A 15,393-nucleotide genomic window follows, 5' to 3' on the forward strand; every position below is an offset into this window, starting at 1 on the left:
TGAAGAAAAGCGTCTTCTTAACGATGAAATTCACCTTTCATAACACTTAAGGATACCTAGCTTTTTCAAGGAGATAAGAGTCGAGTAATTTTCTTATTTTCCTGGGATAGCTAGGTTTTTTTGTTTTTGTTAAATTAAGGTAATTCATATAAATGCTGGAGGGGGGAGTTATTAGAATGACTAAAAGAATCGCTGTTATTGGTGGAGGAACAATGGGAATAGGGATTGCCCAATTGTTTTCTACAAATGGGTATCAAGTTACGTTAGTAGATGTGAATAAAGAAGCATTATATTTAGCAAAAGAGAGAATGGAATATCAACTTTCTGCTCTTCTTTCCAATTCAGATGATGTTAAAAGTGTAATGGCATCTGTCTCTATGACTGTAGAAATGAGTGAAGTGGAAACAGCTGAGTTCATTATTGAAGCAGTCCCCGAAAAACGAGACCTGAAACAACAGGTGCTACAGGAAATAGAGAGGTTTTGTGCAGAGGAGACGATTATTGCAACAAACACATCAGGGTTGTCTATTGATAGCTTAGCTGAATGCCTAACCTATCCACAAAGGATGATGGGTACACATTTTTTCATGCCAGCTCATGTCATTCCACTCGTTGAAGTGGTAAAAGCAAAAGCAACATCGGAAGCAGCTACAGACAAAGTGATGTCACTATTAAAAGAGGTTGGCAAAAAGCCAGTACTGATTAAGAAAGACATCCCAGGATTTATTGCCAATCGCATTCAACATGCAATGGCAAGAGAGGCCATTTCACTATTAGCTTCAGGTGTCGCATCAGCAGAAGATATTGACACTGTTATTCGTTATAGTTTAGCGCCTCGGTTATTATTTAGCGGACCGCTTGAACAACGAGATTTAAATGGACTAGATGTTCATTTTCATATTGCTTCATACTTATATCCAGATCTCGAAAATCGGACAGATCCTGATCCATTTTTTGTGAAAAAGGTAGAAGCAGGAGAGCTGGGTATAAAAAGTGGGAAAGGTTTTTATGATTGGCAAGATAGAAATGTACAAGCAATTGTAGAAGAAAAGAATCACGCAATTTTGCAAATAATGAAAGCGCTTAAAGATAGAGACAACAAGGAGGGGAACTAGATGGAAAAAATGACAAACTTCTTCACGAATTTAATGAGGAAGTATTTACCTGATGCATTTGTATTTGCTATTGGATTAACGATTTTAACAATGATTCTAGCCATGTTGATTGAGGGACAAACACCAAAAGAACTTGTGCTAGCATGGGGAGATGGGTTTTGGGATTTATTAGCCTTTACGACACAAATGGCTGTTATTTTAGCTATGGGTTATGTTTTAGCAACTGCACCTCTAACGGATAGGTTATTAAATAAAATTGCGGCTAAAGTAAAAACACCTAAGGGTGCAATTATAGTGGCCACTTTAGTTGGGTCGATTGGTAGCTATCTAAACTGGGGATTTGGGTTAGTTATCGGAGGAATTATCGCCCGTAAATTAGCAATGAATGTAAAAGGTGTGCATTATCCCTTAATTATTGCAGCGGCATATAGTGGTTTTACCTTTTACGGTTTAGGTTTATCAGCTAGTATTCCTGTGCTCATTTCTACACCAGGTCATCCAATGGAAGCGGCAATGGGCATAATCGGTTTAAGTGAAACCATTTTCTCTTTACCAATGGTAATTACAACGGTTGTCTTATTAATTACTTTGCCACTTGTTAATGCTGCTCTTCACCCAAAGAATAAAGAGAATGTAAGAGAGATAAATCCTGCTTTATACGAAGAGAAAAAAGAAGCATCAGTGAATATATTAGGCGATGATACTTTTGCTTCTAAGATTAATAATAGCCGATTACTTAGTTATGCTATTGGTATCATTGGTTTAGTTTATATCCTTTTCTATTTCATCGATGGTAACACAATGAATCTTAATATTATTAACTTTATTATTCTTTTCTTAGGAATTATTCTTCTTGGAACACCTGCGAAATATACACAAAGCTTAAATAGTGGAATTGGTACAATATCAGGAATCATTCTTCAATTTCCGTTTTATGCAGGAATCATGGCGATTATGGCATCATCGGGTCTAGTTGATACAATTGCTGCTATATTTGTTAATTTTTCAACGGCAGAAAGTTTACCGTTCTGGGGAATTATTAGTTCTTTCTTTATTAATTTCTTTGCTCCATCTGGCGGCGGTCACTGGGTTGTTCAAGGACCATTTATGATTGATGCGGCGAAGGAGTTAGGAGCAAGTCTTAGCCAAACATCTATGTCTGTTATGCTTGGTAATGCATGGAATGATGTGATTCAACCCTTCTGGATTTTACCAGCGCTCGCTTTATCAAAGCTAAAGCTTAAAGATATAATGGGTTATTTAGTAATGATTATGTTTTATGTAGGAATTATTTATATTGCAGCTTGTTTAATATGGGGTTACTTACTATAAAAGGAGGAGCTAATAATGAAAGTAGTCGATTTATCTGTTGTTTTATATGATGGTCTGGTATCATTCCCGTCTCATCCAAAGGTGGTATTTATGGATCATGTTACACATGACTTTTCCAAACCGCGATATCAAGCTCCGTGTGAAGGATATGCGAGTAAAACGATTATCATGTCTGATCATAGTGGTACACATATGGATGCTCCCTATCATTTCTTTAAAGATGGTTGGACAATTGAGCAAATCCCTGTGGAGGCAACAATGGGGAATGCCGTGTTGGTAGATGTTTCTCATAAGAGTGCAAATGAGCCTGTAACAAGAGATATGGTAGAAGAGGTTGTTCGTCGTGACAATCTAAAAGTGAAGAAGGATGATATCGTTTTATTTCGCTGCTGGCCAGGTGAATGGAATGCTGCAGGTTTTCATGATTGCTTATCATTAGATCCTTCTGTTGCTAGTTGGGTAGTGGAACATAAAGTAAAAGCGATTGGTCTTGATCTTCCTAATGCCGATATTAATACAAATATGCAACGTAATGTTCATATGGAGTTACTTGGCCGAAATATCATGATTTTTGAGAATGTAGTAAATCTAGAGAAGTTAACAAAGAAACATTTTTATTTTATGGGAACGCCACTAAACCTAAAAGGAATGACGGGCTCACCAATAAGAGCTTTAGCGATAGAAGAATGGTAAAAGAGAGAGGGAGAGCTTTGTATGAAAGCAGTAGTAAAAACTAATAGATCACGAGGTATTGAAATAAAAGATGTAGAATCGCCTACTTTAAAAGAGAATGATGTGCTAGTACAAGTGCTAGCTGCTAGCATTTGTGGAAGTGACCTTCATATGTACGAAGGGATGAATGCGTATGAATGGGTATCTACCCCTGTCACGCTAGGACATGAATTTGCTGGAGTGGTCGTGGAAGTTGGTCATAAGGATCATGCTCATTTGATTGGCAAAAATGTAGTCATTAATCCGTATATTCCTTGTGGCCATTGTGAGAATTGTTTGAAAGGGCAAACGAATCTATGTGACCATGGCAAAGGTTCCATGAGTAAAGTGCCGGCAGAATCATTACGATACGGTTTTAGAGAAAATGGTGGAATGGCAGAGTATGCTTCTATCCATTATCAAAATGTACTCCCACTTCCCGAGGAGGTTGCTATTGAGGTGGCAGGGATGCTAGAAGCAATTGGAATTGGTGTACGCGCAATAGAAAGGGCGAACATTCTGCCGGGTGAAACAGCGGTTGTTATTGGACCGGGACCCATTGGATTATCAATGGTTGCCTCCCTATCCAACTATGGATTTAAACAATTGATTGTCACTGGATTAACAAAGGACAAAGATCGTTTGACATTAGCATTAGAGCTAGGTGCTACTGATATTGTGTATGTTGATGATGAAAACTTATTAGAGGCCATTGCTCATAAGACGAATGGAAATGGCGTAGATCATGTTTTTGAAACGAGTGGGTTTAATGGTTCACTGACAGATGCTGTGAGAATATGCAAAAAAGGTGGGGAAGTCTTACTTATTGGTATTAGCCCGCAAGAAAGTACCATAGCTACTAGTGAAATTGTACGTGGTGAGATTGATATAAAAGGAATATACGGAGTGACAGAACAAACGATGAAACGTGCGATTGCCATGGCAGCATCAGGAAAGTATCCATATGAAAAACTTATTACACATACGTACGCTTTGGAAGAGGCAGAAGCAGGATTTAAAGCAGGCATAAGTAAAGAAGCGGTAAAGGTAATATTAAAGCCATCAGGAGAATGAGTTTATATAGGATGGGCAAATGCAAACGAACAATCTCTAATCTTGGGTTGTTCGTTTTTTGAGTTAGTGATTATTTCATGAGGAATTTTCGGTATAATCTTACGCTATCAATAAAATATAGGTTGTATCATTTTATCGTCTTATTTCGTATGCTTCTGCCCACACTATAGAGAATTGATTGTATGAGTAGATAGATTATTCAGAAAGAATCCTGCTATAATGTAAAGAATCTATAAATACTGGAGAACTGTATGAAAAAGTTATTGAAAGTTCCTATAAAAATTAAGATTCTCGTCCTTATAGTTATTTTAATTATTTCTATTATTGTATTGTTATCGGCGATGTATATCGTGATGAAATTAAATGATGATATGGCTAAGGCTGAAGAGTTAACAATGCAGACAGCAAAGACCATTTCTTATATGCCGGCATTACATGACTATTACAACTCTTATAAACTAGTAAATACTTTAGGAAATGTAGTAAATCAAGTAAAAAAGATAGACAATATGGAAGTGTTTTTTCAAAAACGCAATGGCATGATTATCGCCTCGACTGATGATGAATATACTTTTGGAGAATTAACAATAGAAGAGCATGAAAAGGCACTTATTTATGGAAGCTCTTATGTGATGCAAACAGTAGAAGAAGATAAAAAAGTGATTAAGGCCGTTGCGCCTATAATGGTCGATTATGGTGAATATAAAAAAGTAGAGGGAGCAGTCATTGTCCTTTTTGAAGTGAACCATTTATATGAAGCCATTTGGGAGGATATTAGAGAAATACTTAAAGTATCTGTGATCATCTTGTTTCTTGGTATCTTTGCTGGTTATTCATTGACTAATAGTATTAGGAAAGACACATTAAACTTAGAACCTTATGAAATTGCTGCCATGTTCAGAGAGAGAAACGCTATACTCCATTCAGTGAAGGAAGGGATTCTTTCTATTGATGAAAAAGGGATGATTACGATGGTCAATACTTCCGCTGCTCAGCTATTGACATTAGAGAGTGGAGTAGAAGGGAGATTAGTAGAGGAAGTCATTTCTTCAGAGGTAATGATTGAAGGACTGAAGAGTTGTAAGAAACAAGTAAATGTTGAAATACAAATTGATGAGAAAGCCATTATCATGAATACACAACCGATTATAGAAGCTGGGAAGAGAATTGGTACAGTAGCAAGCCTCCGAGATCGTACTGAAATTAAACGAATGATAGATGCCATATCTGAAGTGAAACAGTACTCTGATGATTTACGAGCACAATCACATGAATTTACGAATAAGTTATATGCCATCTTAGGCTTGCTTCAATTAGATAAAAAGGAGAAAGCGATTGAATTCATAAACAGCGAAGCAACATTATTAAAAAAAGAAGAAAAAATCATTTTTACAAAAATAAAGGATGAACGAGTGCAAGCGATATTATTAGGAAAATTAGGACAAGCTTCCGAAAAGAAAATAGACTTTGTAATAGATAAAGAGAGTTCTTTAGAAGGGTTACCAGATAACCTCACTTTATCGTCCCTTATTATTATTCTAGGAAACTTAATTAGTAATGCTTTCGATGCAGTAAAAGAGAATGCGCTCAAGGAAGTGAAATTTTTTGTTACCGATATTGGAGACGAGATTATTTTTGAAATCCAAGATAATGGAACGGGAATTGCTGAAGAAATGACACAGCAACTATTCGAAAAGGGACAATCATCTAAAGGGAAAAATCGTGGTTACGGGCTCTTTAATGTTCAAGTAGAGATAGAATCTCTAAATGGTGTGATTGAATATAGCAGTGATGAGCATAAGGGTACAATCTTTACAGTATATTTACCAAAGGAAGAGGGGAGTAAAAATGGAAATCATTAAAGTAGCAATAGCCGAAGATGATTATCGGATTGCGCAACTTCATGAAGAGTATATAACTAGAATAGATGGGATGAAGGTAATTGGAACAGGTTTAAATGCTCATGCAATGATGGAACTGTTACAACTGCATCCAGTTGATTTATTACTTATGGATATATATATGCCAGATCGTTTAGGAATTGATCTATTAGAGGAAATAAGGGAGAAGTATCCTCTTGTAGATATTATTTTAATTACAGCAGCGAACGAGAAAGATTATTTATTGAAAGCACTAAAATATGGAGTGATCTCTTACTTAATTAAACCGGTTTCATTGGATGTATTTATTGCAACCTTAGAAAGGTACAAAGAAGAAAAGGGGAAATTCGCTTCTGTCACTGAAGTCAATCAACAGGTTGCCGATTATTTCTTTGGTCGCACGCAAACAGACATATTACATAAACAAACGGGTTTGCCAGCTGGTATCGATCACGTTACGCTTGAGAAAGTGCGCTCCATTCTACAAAAGGGAGGAACAGGTTTAACAGCTGACAAGGTCGGAGAGAAAATGGGAGCATCTCGTACAACAGCTCGCCGTTACTTAGAATATTTAGTAAGTATAAACAAAGCTTATGTTGAACAAGTATATGGGGTTGTGGGGAGACCCGAGAGAAACTATTTTTATCGTTGAAAAACTGGTCGTAAAGGGACCGGTTTTTTTATGTATAAGAGAGAAAACATAGGTCGGTGTATGGTATGTCGTATTGTCACTTATAGTTATTGTGAAATAAAGCACAAATGAACACAATGAATTTAATTGATTTTAAGTTTTTAATAGACAATTTTAAGAAAACGTTTACATTTATTTATTCAGAATTTAATATTAACTCAGAATTTAACAAGATAAGGGGAGTGGATATAGTGAAAAAGCTGGTAGTTTTCGTTCTAGCTGTTCTTATATTAACAGCGTGTTCTTCCAATTCAACTTCAGGAAATGGGGAATATCCAACAAAAAATATAGAAGTAGTAGCTCCGGCATCACCTGGTGGCGGATGGGATTTAACAGCTCGATCTGTGCAAAAAATTCTTAAGGATAATAGCCTAGTAGATAATAATATTAATGTTATTAATAAGCCAGGCGGCGGTGGTGAAGTTGGGTGGAGCTATCTGCATACGAAGGATAGTCATTATCTTGCTGTAAACTCTAGTCTACTATTAACCAATCATTTCTTAGGACAAAGTAAGTTAACTTATGAGGATTTTACACCTCTTGCGACTTTAGCAACTGAATGGCAGGCTATTGCTGTATCAGTAGATGCTCCATATGAAAATATAAATGACTTGTTTGAAGATATTAAGAATGATCCAGCATCTATAAAAATTGGCGTAGGACCAGGTCTAGGCAATGATGATCATCTATCATTTGTGCAAGCGGCAGGAATGAGGGATGTGGCAGCAAAAGACTTAAATTTCCTCGTCTATGATGGCGGTGGTGGGGACGTAGTGACAGCCCTTTTGGGAAATCATGTAAATGCGGTCACGACTTCATTATCAGAAGTTAAGGAACAACATATAGCTGGCAAGCTAAAGATTTTAGCGGTGTCTTCGGAAGATAGATTAGAAGAATTAGAAGATGTACCTACATTAAAAGAAGAAGGTATTGACATGGTTTTCCCCCATTGGCGAGGTATTATGGGGCCACCAGATATGACAGAAGAAGAAATCAAATATTGGGATGAAAAATTGGGAGAAATGGTTAAGAGTGAAGAATGGGCTGAACTTTTAACAAATAATGATTGGGATGATTTTTACCAGAATAGTAGTGATACGAAAGCGTTTTTCGATGAACAAGCAGAATTATATAAGGATTTAATTGGCGAATCAGGGCTGGTTCAGTAAGGGAGGATTTGTTAAGTGAGAATCATCAAAATAGGTTTACCCATATTAATGATAGCCGTTAGTTTAGTTTTCCTAATCAGCTCATTTCAGATCCCAAAAGCTACATTAGGTAGTGCTAATGGACCTCTATATTTTCCTATTGGCATCAGTGCACTGATGCTTATCCTGAGTGTTATTTATCTGGTGAATGAGCTGAGAAATATCCATGAAAAAGAAGAGAAACTGACAGATGTATTTAGTAAGAGGGCCATACAGTTAATTGTTGTTACAATCATCCTCGGTATCATTTATGCACTGACATTTGAAACACTAGGATTTTTAATTTCGACGATTTTATTCTTAGGTGTCTTATTATTTTATTTGAATGGTTGGAGAAAATGGCTCGTTAACGTCATCGTTACTGTGAGTTTTTCCTTCATTACTTGGTACGGATTTAGTCAACTATTAGGTGTAAGTTTGCCATAGAAAAGGAGGGAATCATATGGAGGGTTTTGTAGAAGGATTGATGACAGCCATACAACCAATTAATATCATTTGGATTGTAATAGGAGGATTCTTGGGGACTGTTGTTGGTATGTTACCAGGGTTAGGTCCAGCCACGGCTGTTGCGGTTTTAATCCCAGTTACTTTTGGAATGGATCCAACAAGTGCCATTATATTAATGGCTGCCATTTATTATGGTGCGATGTACGGCGGATCTAGAAGTTCTATATTATTAAATACACCTGGCGATGGTTCGGCAATTGCTGCCACCTTTGATGGTTACCCGATGGCAAAGAAAGGCCAGGCTGGTCAAGCAATGGCCATTTCAGCAGTAGCTTCTTTTATCGGGGGGATATTAGCCACCTTTGGATTTGTCGCTTTAGCTAAACCGTTAGCAAGCTTTGCCTTGCAGTTCGGTCCATCGGAATATTTTTTACTTATGCTATTAACCCTCTCAGCTATTGTTTCGCTATCAACAGGAAAAATGATCAAAGGTTTTATTGCAATGTGCTTAGGGTTATTATTAAGTACAATTGGCATTGATCCGCAGACCGGTGTTCATCGTTTTACCCTTGGGATGCCACATTTAGCAGAAGGTATTGATTTTCTAATTGTCATCATTGGAATCTATGCGGTAGGTGAGGTATTTTATAATTTCTTAACGATTTATAAAGAAAAGAAAAAGCAAAAAGAAAATCAAGACATGGGTAAAACATGGTTCACCAAAGAGCAATGGAAACGTTCTAAATGGCCAATTCTCAGGAGTGCACCTCTTGGATTTATTGTTGGTGTACTTCCGGGAGCGGGGGGAACCATTGCATCAATGATTAGCTATTCTACTGAAAAGCAGTTATCTAAAAAACCAGAGGAATTTGGTAAAGGAGCTGTGGAAGGTTTAGCAGCACCAGAATCGGCAAATAACTCTGCCTCAGTTGGAGCAATGATTCCGTTATTAACAATGGGGATTCCAGGTTCAGGAACCACTGCTGTTATGCTCGGCGCATTAATCATGCTCGGCGTTAGACCTGGTCCGATGCTTTTTGAAAATGATCCGGTTATGGTTTGGGGACTTATTAACAGTATGTTTATCGGTAACATTGCTTTAGTGATTATTAATGTACTATTAGTTGGGTTACTCGTAAAGGTGCTTCACACGCCAGCTAAAGTACTGTATCCGCTTATCATTATGTTGGCTTTTATTGGCACTTACACGTTGAGTTATTCTACAGTTGACTTTTATTTATTATTGTTGTTCGGTCTCATTGGTTTAGTTATGAAAGTGTTAGACTTTCCAATTGCTCCATTAGTACTAGCACTAATCGTGGGAACAGATATGGAACAAAATTTCCGTATGGCTCTGACATCATCTAATGGCAGTCTAAGTATTTTCTTTTCTTCTGGGATTTCCGTTATTTTAATGATTCTTACAGTATTATCTTTATGCTATCCACTTATTTTGAAGTTGATTAAAAATAGAAAAAGAAAAGAAGACCAAACAATATCAGGTTAAATAAAAGCTCGTCATTGATGGCGAGCTTTTGATTTGCCTATAATGTTGCATAGATACTTACTGTAAAAAGAAAATAAAAAGCCTAGAGAATCATTGGATAAAAGGAGGAAGCAAACAAGTATCAATTAAAGAAAAGAGAGACGGATGAAATGTCATGATGTTTATCGAAAAAGTGGATTCAGTAAAGAAGCGGGAGGATGCTTATCAGTTATTAGATATCTTTACTGAAGCGTCCGGATGCATAATCTCTTTCCTAGTTAACTTTATCAATATGCTTTTTGATAGTCGATCCAAATCGGTTATAACCAAAATGTTTCGCCGATGAATAATTTTTTTAGTTGATTGGCATCTAATTGTTGCTTTTCCCATTCAGCATCTAGTCTAGCAATAGCTTCTGGTCCGGTATCGTCTGCTAAATGATAAGTACCATAATGCATAGGGATAAAGGTTGCGCCATTTAATTCCATATATGCTTTCACTGCATCTTCTGGGTTAATGTGACTGACTTTCATAAACCATTCTGGTTCGTAGGCGCCAATGGGCATTAATACAGTTTTGATCTTGAACTTTTCGGCGATCTCTTTAAACCCACGAAAGTAACCTGTATCACCGACAAAATAAATAGAGTGAGGCTCATTTTCTATAATCCAACCACCCCAATGAGATGTATTCGTATCCGTTAGTGATCTTTTCGTCCAATGTTGAGCGGGTACAAAAGAAAGGGACAACGAATTAAGTCTATAAGAATCATACCAGTTCGCTTCAAATATATGCTGATATCCCCGTTTGCTAAAACTTTTCCCTAAACCAATTGGTACATAGAAAGTGGGGTCGCCTTTTAGTTTTTTGATTGATGGAAAATCTAAATGATCATAATGACCGTGAGAGATTAAGACAATATCGATATCGGGTAAATCAGTTATAGAAATACCGGGTGCTGTTAATCGTTTACCGAGACCCATACGGTTTGCCCACACAGGATCAGTAACGATATTTAATCCATCTATTTGAATGAAAAAAGTAGAATGTCCAATCCATGTAATAGAAGCATCTTTTCTATTTTTGTTTAATCGCACAATTTCTTTTGTTGGCGATTGCTCAATTTGGATAGTAAGATCTTTTTTATTTTGTCTTCGTTCTTTTTGCCAGCGACGAAAATCATTGAATGATTTGGTGTTTTCTACATTATCTAGATTGGTAAAACGTTTTTTGCCTGTCATTCTAACCCTCCAAACTCATCTTCCTCTATAAACATCTGTTAGCAACTATTATATCTGTCCATTTTTTAATATCAAAGTTTTTGTATTCATTGACACGTAGAAAATGCCCCATCAATTTAAACTTATGAAAAATTTAAGTTTTGTAGAGGGAAAAAAGATTTGATGAAAAAAAGCTGCCAGTGGATTTTGTATGAGGGTCCTGCGTATAAAAAAAGATAAATTCTTATGAATGTAACTCTTGGTGTGTAAATTCATCGTATTTCTTATAGTAGGTATAGGACAAAATCTCTTTACGTACCTTTTAGTATGTCTAGGTGAAAGGTGCGTGAGCCGCGCTGAAAAGAGTTCAAGAAAACCAAGTCGTATTTTATTCGATAAAAGCATCAACGATTAAACGTTTCATTATTTTAGACTGTGTAACTGGCACAGCGTTTTATTATGCTATTAAAGCCATTTCAACTAGTATGATACTTGCACTTGTTGGTTGTGTTGTTGGGACGGAGGGAATTAAAAAAGTGAAAAGAGAAACGGATAGGAAGCATTAGCGGATACTAGTGTATTGTCTTTTAACTTCTTCCTTTTTTCAATGCTAAATAGAGTTGTGAAGATCTATGTTATTCATTTCACTTAGAAAACAAAGTACTACTCCATTATTAGATAAGTTGGTTACACTATATGTATTAACTAAAAAGGGATGTATATAATGGATGAAAAAATCAACCGTGAATTGAAGAAGCCGATTTATAAACAAATTGCTGATGAAATAGAGAACGGAATCTCTGACGGTACTTTTCCAGCTGATAAAAATCTACCTTCGGAAAGACAGTTAGCTAAAACTTTTCAAGTCAATAGAAGTACGATTGTTGCTGCTTATGATGACCTTGAATCAAAAGGATTAATTGAACGAAGAATCGGAAGTGGTACAGTCATAAGTAAAGATATTTGGGGCATGACAAAAAAGCGTATGCCAAGTTGGAACAGATATATTGAAGCAGGTTCGTTCTTACCTAATTTGCCTATTACGCAAAAAATTCGTAAGGAAATGGAAAAAAGAAAACTTATCAATATGGCGAGTGGTGAGTTGTCAGAAGATTTATATCCAATCGATATTTTAAGAGAAATTACGCAAACGCAAGCGTTTATTGGTAGACTAGGTTACGACCATCCTCAGGGTAGTGAAGCATTAAGAAATACCATTACGAAACATGTGGAGAAATACAGAAATATTCAAACAACACCAGCTTCTATCCTTGTTACTTCTGGAGCACAACAAGCCCTGCATCTTGTTGTGCAATGCTTATTAAAACCTGGTGATGCTGTTGTGATTGAAGATCCATCTTATCATTACAACCTGCCTATTTTTAAATCAGCAGGCATTCAAGTCTATACCCTATCAGCACTAAGCAATAGGGCTCTTTCTGCCGAGCTTCTTTCATTACATAAAAAACACCGAATTAGTATGATTTTTTTAAATCCAGCATTCCAAAATCCAACAGGGAGGCTGTTTAGGAAAGAGCAATTACAAGAGATTTTGGATATTTCATCTGAATACGGAATCCCAGTGATTGAAGATGATCCATACAGCTTAATTTCTTTTAATAACAATCCTGTCTCTACATTGAAATCAATGGATCAAAACGGAAATGTATTGTACATCAGTTCGTTATCAAAACTAGTTGCTTCTGGTTTAAGGATTGGCTGGATTATCGGGCCGAACTCGGTAATAGAAAGATTATCGGATGCAAAGCAGCAGATTGATTTTGGTCATGCTAGCTATACACAATGGATTGCTAATGATTTTTTGGAGTCAAAGCATTTCCCTGTACATTTAGATAGGATCAAAACAGAACTAGTGCAAAGAAGAAACGAAGTAGTTGCTAGTTTAAAGAAATATTTAGGGGATCAGGTGGTGTTTACCATTCCTCAAGGTGGTATTCATATTTGGTGTGAAATAAACAGAGACGTTGATGAAATGAAGTTGTTAGAGAATGCCATTAAGCAAGGAGTTATTTATTTTCCTGGAATGATGATGGGATCAAAGAAGTTATTTGTTCGGTTTACCTTTGGACGAGCAAATGAAGAACAAATAAGAACGGGTATCCAACGTTTTAGTGCCGCATTAGCACTTACTTAAATGAAGTGGATGGTAAAAAAATAGATGAATTGGCTGGTCATTAAAATGCTCGTTTCAATTAAGATAAAGGAGAAAGTGAAATATACAAAAAAAAGGAGCATAAAAGATGATTATATTATACGGCGTAATTATATGCATCCTAATGGTTGCGATTATTGCTACCCTATTAATTACGAATAGGAGTGATGATAATTATCAATCATCTTCACGAAAAAATAATCGAAACTTAACAATGATTTATATAGTGGTGATTGCTTTGTCCATCATTGCTTTAGCTATATATATTGCTTATGACTAAAAGTTTTAGGAGGATCAAGGCATGACATGGACAATGGGTTTTGTATTAATACTAGGTATTTTAATCAAGATGATTACTAGTCCACCAAGCGCGGCTGTCGCATGGGTATTAAAAAAATTTGCCATTCATCAAGAAATAAATGAAAAAGAGATTACATTAGAATATGATAACCATCTGATAGAGGGACAGGTTAAGGAGAAAGTAGTTATGATGTTTAATGAAGCTAGTTTTTTGAAGAGAATTCATATTTACCCTGGTAATGAAGACTTATTTATGCCGCATAATCAAAAAACAGTCCCCTATCACATTTGTTATAGTAAAGGAAAGAAAAAGATACAATTATACCTTTATATTGAAGAAAAATATCTAACAGTTGTAAAACAAACGAATAAGAAAGTAATTGCCTATCAAATGGATGCTGAGGAGCAATTTACTGAGTATGAAGAAAATAGCATATACTTAAATAGTAAAATAAATAACATGTGATCCCCAAAAATTTTTTTCTAAAATGAGGCCTACCTATTTATTGAAGCTATCCTTGTTTTATTTTTCCCTCAAAGGGTAAATACAAAAGTAATAAGGAAGGTGGCTAAAAAGATGAGTAGAGAATCTGTTAAAAAAGAGCAAAAGAAAAAAATAGAACAAGATCCTCATGTTGATCCATTACCACTTGAAGATATTGAACTAGAAGTAAAAGAGGAAAAAGTAGGAAAGAAACAAAAAAATCAATCGAGTTCATCATCGAAGAACGAACATGATTATAGTAGTAAATAAAATAGATACGAACACAAGGTTTCTCAAATTTTTTGAGGAGCCTTTTTTTGAATGCTAAGCCTCTTCATGATTTCATTAGATCGAGTTTTAAGAAATGTGAAATAGTACATACTACATCTGTACATATTGAAAAAAATGGAGGGAAAAAGAGATGGAACAACAATCAAATATGGCAGAATCAATTCTTCAATTTAAAGAGGGTTTGGCACATTTATCGCACACTTTACCAACATATGCAGAGAAATTTAACGAGTTTACAGAGGAATGTTTCAAAGAAGGTGCGGTTAGTGCCAAGCAAAAGCAGTTAATTGCACTAGGAATTAGTGTGCAAGCACAAGATGAATATTGTATTATCTTTCATACGAAAGGCTGTATCGATCAAGGATGTACAGAACAAGAAATTATGGAAACCATTGCTGTTTCGTCAGCCTTTGGTGGAGGAGCGTCAATTAGTCAAGGGGTAACTTTAGTGCAAAATTGTATCAATGAATTCAAACCGTTAAACTAGGAGTTGAAATTGATGTCAAATGAAAAAGTAATAAAAAAGGCAAAAGAAATCATCAAGAATCATCCTATCGGTGTATTGGCAACGGTAGAATCAAATGCGCCACATATTCGTTATATGGCTTTTTATTGTGAAGATAGTGAGGGGTTCACTCTTTATAGTGCGACAAAGAAAAATACAGAAAAGGTTGAAGAGATTGAGGAGAATGGACATACTTCCATTCTTTTGGGTTATACTGGTAAAGGTCTGAATGATGAATACATTGAAGTCAAGGGACATTGTCGAGTCAGTGAAGATGAAGAGATAAAAAAGAAGATTTGGCAGGATTCTTTCTCCCGTTGGTTTGAAGGGCCTGAGGATCCAAACTATGTCATATTAGCCATTACCCCTCAAACCATTCGTTTTTTAAATAATGAACATCAGCAAACAGAAGAAGTAACTATATAGAAAAGAGATCCCGTTAATTAAGCGGGATTTTTTTTCTTATTGAACAGAAC

The 15,393-nt window shown here is 36.0% G+C and carries 16 protein-coding genes and 1 pseudogene; 16 read left to right on the top strand and 1 reads right to left on the bottom strand.

The features are described 5' to 3' along the window. Positions 1 to 176: 176 nt before the first annotated feature. The 10 genes and pseudogenes from LCM23_RS00670 to LCM23_RS00715 form a co-directional block, all read left to right on the top strand. Positions 177 to 1,115, top strand: coding sequence for a 3-hydroxyacyl-CoA dehydrogenase NAD-binding domain-containing protein (locus LCM23_RS00670; protein ID WP_224934616.1), 939 nt, complete (start codon positions 177 to 179; stop codon positions 1,113 to 1,115). Then, on the top strand, positions 1,116 to 2,447 hold the full coding sequence (locus LCM23_RS00675; protein ID WP_224934618.1) for a short-chain fatty acid transporter: 1,332 nt from the start codon (positions 1,116 to 1,118) through the stop codon (positions 2,445 to 2,447). A gap of 15 nt (positions 2,448 to 2,462) precedes the next feature. Next, the gene (locus LCM23_RS00680) at positions 2,463 to 3,140 is read left to right on the top strand and encodes a cyclase family protein (RefSeq protein ID WP_224934620.1); all 678 of its coding nucleotides are present in this window, start codon (positions 2,463 to 2,465) and stop codon (positions 3,138 to 3,140) included. 21 nt (positions 3,141 to 3,161) lie between these two features. Beyond that, positions 3,162 to 4,232, top strand: coding sequence for a zinc-dependent alcohol dehydrogenase (locus tag LCM23_RS00685; RefSeq protein ID WP_224934622.1), 1,071 nt, complete (start codon positions 3,162 to 3,164; stop codon positions 4,230 to 4,232). Positions 4,233 to 4,483: 251 nt separating this feature from the next. Then, positions 4,484 to 6,094 carry a sensor histidine kinase gene (locus tag LCM23_RS00690; protein WP_224934625.1) on the top strand — a complete coding sequence of 537 codons (1,611 nt, stop codon included), beginning with the start codon at positions 4,484 to 4,486 and terminating at the stop codon, positions 6,092 to 6,094. After that, positions 6,087 to 6,764: a response regulator gene (locus LCM23_RS00695; RefSeq protein WP_224934685.1), complete on the top strand. Its 678-nt coding sequence runs from the start codon at positions 6,087 to 6,089 to the stop codon at positions 6,762 to 6,764. Before LCM23_RS00690 ends, LCM23_RS00695 begins: the two co-directional genes overlap by 8 nt. Positions 6,765 to 6,994: 230 nt before the next feature. Further along, the gene (locus tag LCM23_RS00700; protein WP_224934627.1) at positions 6,995 to 7,972 is read left to right on the top strand and encodes a tripartite tricarboxylate transporter substrate binding protein; all 978 of its coding nucleotides are present in this window, start codon (positions 6,995 to 6,997) and stop codon (positions 7,970 to 7,972) included. A gap of 15 nt (positions 7,973 to 7,987) precedes the next feature. After that, positions 7,988 to 8,437 carry a tripartite tricarboxylate transporter TctB family protein gene (locus LCM23_RS00705; protein ID WP_095370437.1) on the top strand — a complete coding sequence of 150 codons (450 nt, stop codon included), beginning with the start codon at positions 7,988 to 7,990 and terminating at the stop codon, positions 8,435 to 8,437. A gap of 16 nt (positions 8,438 to 8,453) precedes the next feature. Then, entirely contained in the window at positions 8,454 to 9,965 is a 1,512-nt protein-coding gene (locus LCM23_RS00710; RefSeq protein WP_224934629.1) for a tripartite tricarboxylate transporter permease, read from the top strand. Between the two features lie 119 nt (positions 9,966 to 10,084). Further along, a pseudogene (locus LCM23_RS00715) lies at positions 10,085 to 10,203 on the top strand (DUF1801 domain-containing protein); the annotation flags it as partial. A 61-nt stretch (positions 10,204 to 10,264) separates the two neighbouring features. Here the strand turns inward: LCM23_RS00715 and LCM23_RS00720 are convergent. Beyond that, positions 10,265 to 11,185 carry an MBL fold metallo-hydrolase gene (locus LCM23_RS00720; RefSeq protein ID WP_224934631.1) on the bottom strand — a complete coding sequence of 307 codons (921 nt, stop codon included), beginning with the start codon at positions 11,183 to 11,185 and terminating at the stop codon, positions 10,265 to 10,267. A 703-nt stretch (positions 11,186 to 11,888) separates the two neighbouring features. Between LCM23_RS00720 and LCM23_RS00725 the strand changes: the two genes are divergently transcribed. From LCM23_RS00725 to LCM23_RS00750, 6 genes are all read left to right on the top strand, one after another. Then, positions 11,889 to 13,319, top strand: a complete 1,431-nt coding sequence (locus LCM23_RS00725; protein WP_224934633.1) for an aminotransferase-like domain-containing protein — start codon at positions 11,889 to 11,891, stop codon at positions 13,317 to 13,319. Positions 13,320 to 13,425: 106 nt separating this feature from the next. After that, positions 13,426 to 13,617 (top strand): hypothetical protein, encoded by a 192-nt coding sequence (locus tag LCM23_RS00730; protein ID WP_224934635.1) that lies wholly within the window; start codon positions 13,426 to 13,428, stop codon positions 13,615 to 13,617. Positions 13,618 to 13,638: 21 nt separating this feature from the next. After that, positions 13,639 to 14,103 carry a YfmQ family protein gene (locus LCM23_RS00735; protein WP_224934637.1) on the top strand — a complete coding sequence of 155 codons (465 nt, stop codon included), beginning with the start codon at positions 13,639 to 13,641 and terminating at the stop codon, positions 14,101 to 14,103. A gap of 111 nt (positions 14,104 to 14,214) precedes the next feature. Further along, entirely contained in the window at positions 14,215 to 14,391 is a 177-nt protein-coding gene (locus LCM23_RS00740; protein WP_224934639.1) for a hypothetical protein, read from the top strand. 151 nt (positions 14,392 to 14,542) lie between these two features. Beyond that, a complete protein-coding gene (locus LCM23_RS00745; RefSeq protein WP_224934642.1) occupies positions 14,543 to 14,899 on the top strand; it encodes a carboxymuconolactone decarboxylase family protein in 357 nt (118 codons plus the stop codon). 12 nt (positions 14,900 to 14,911) lie between these two features. Beyond that, positions 14,912 to 15,343 carry a pyridoxamine 5'-phosphate oxidase family protein gene (locus LCM23_RS00750; protein WP_224934644.1) on the top strand — a complete coding sequence of 144 codons (432 nt, stop codon included), beginning with the start codon at positions 14,912 to 14,914 and terminating at the stop codon, positions 15,341 to 15,343. The last annotated feature ends 50 nt before the right edge of the window (positions 15,344 to 15,393 follow it).

Origin of the sequence: Cytobacillus kochii, from assembly GCF_020171845.1 — a bacterium.
Lineage (GTDB): Bacteria > Bacillota > Bacilli > Bacillales > Cytobacillaceae > Cytobacillus > Cytobacillus kochii.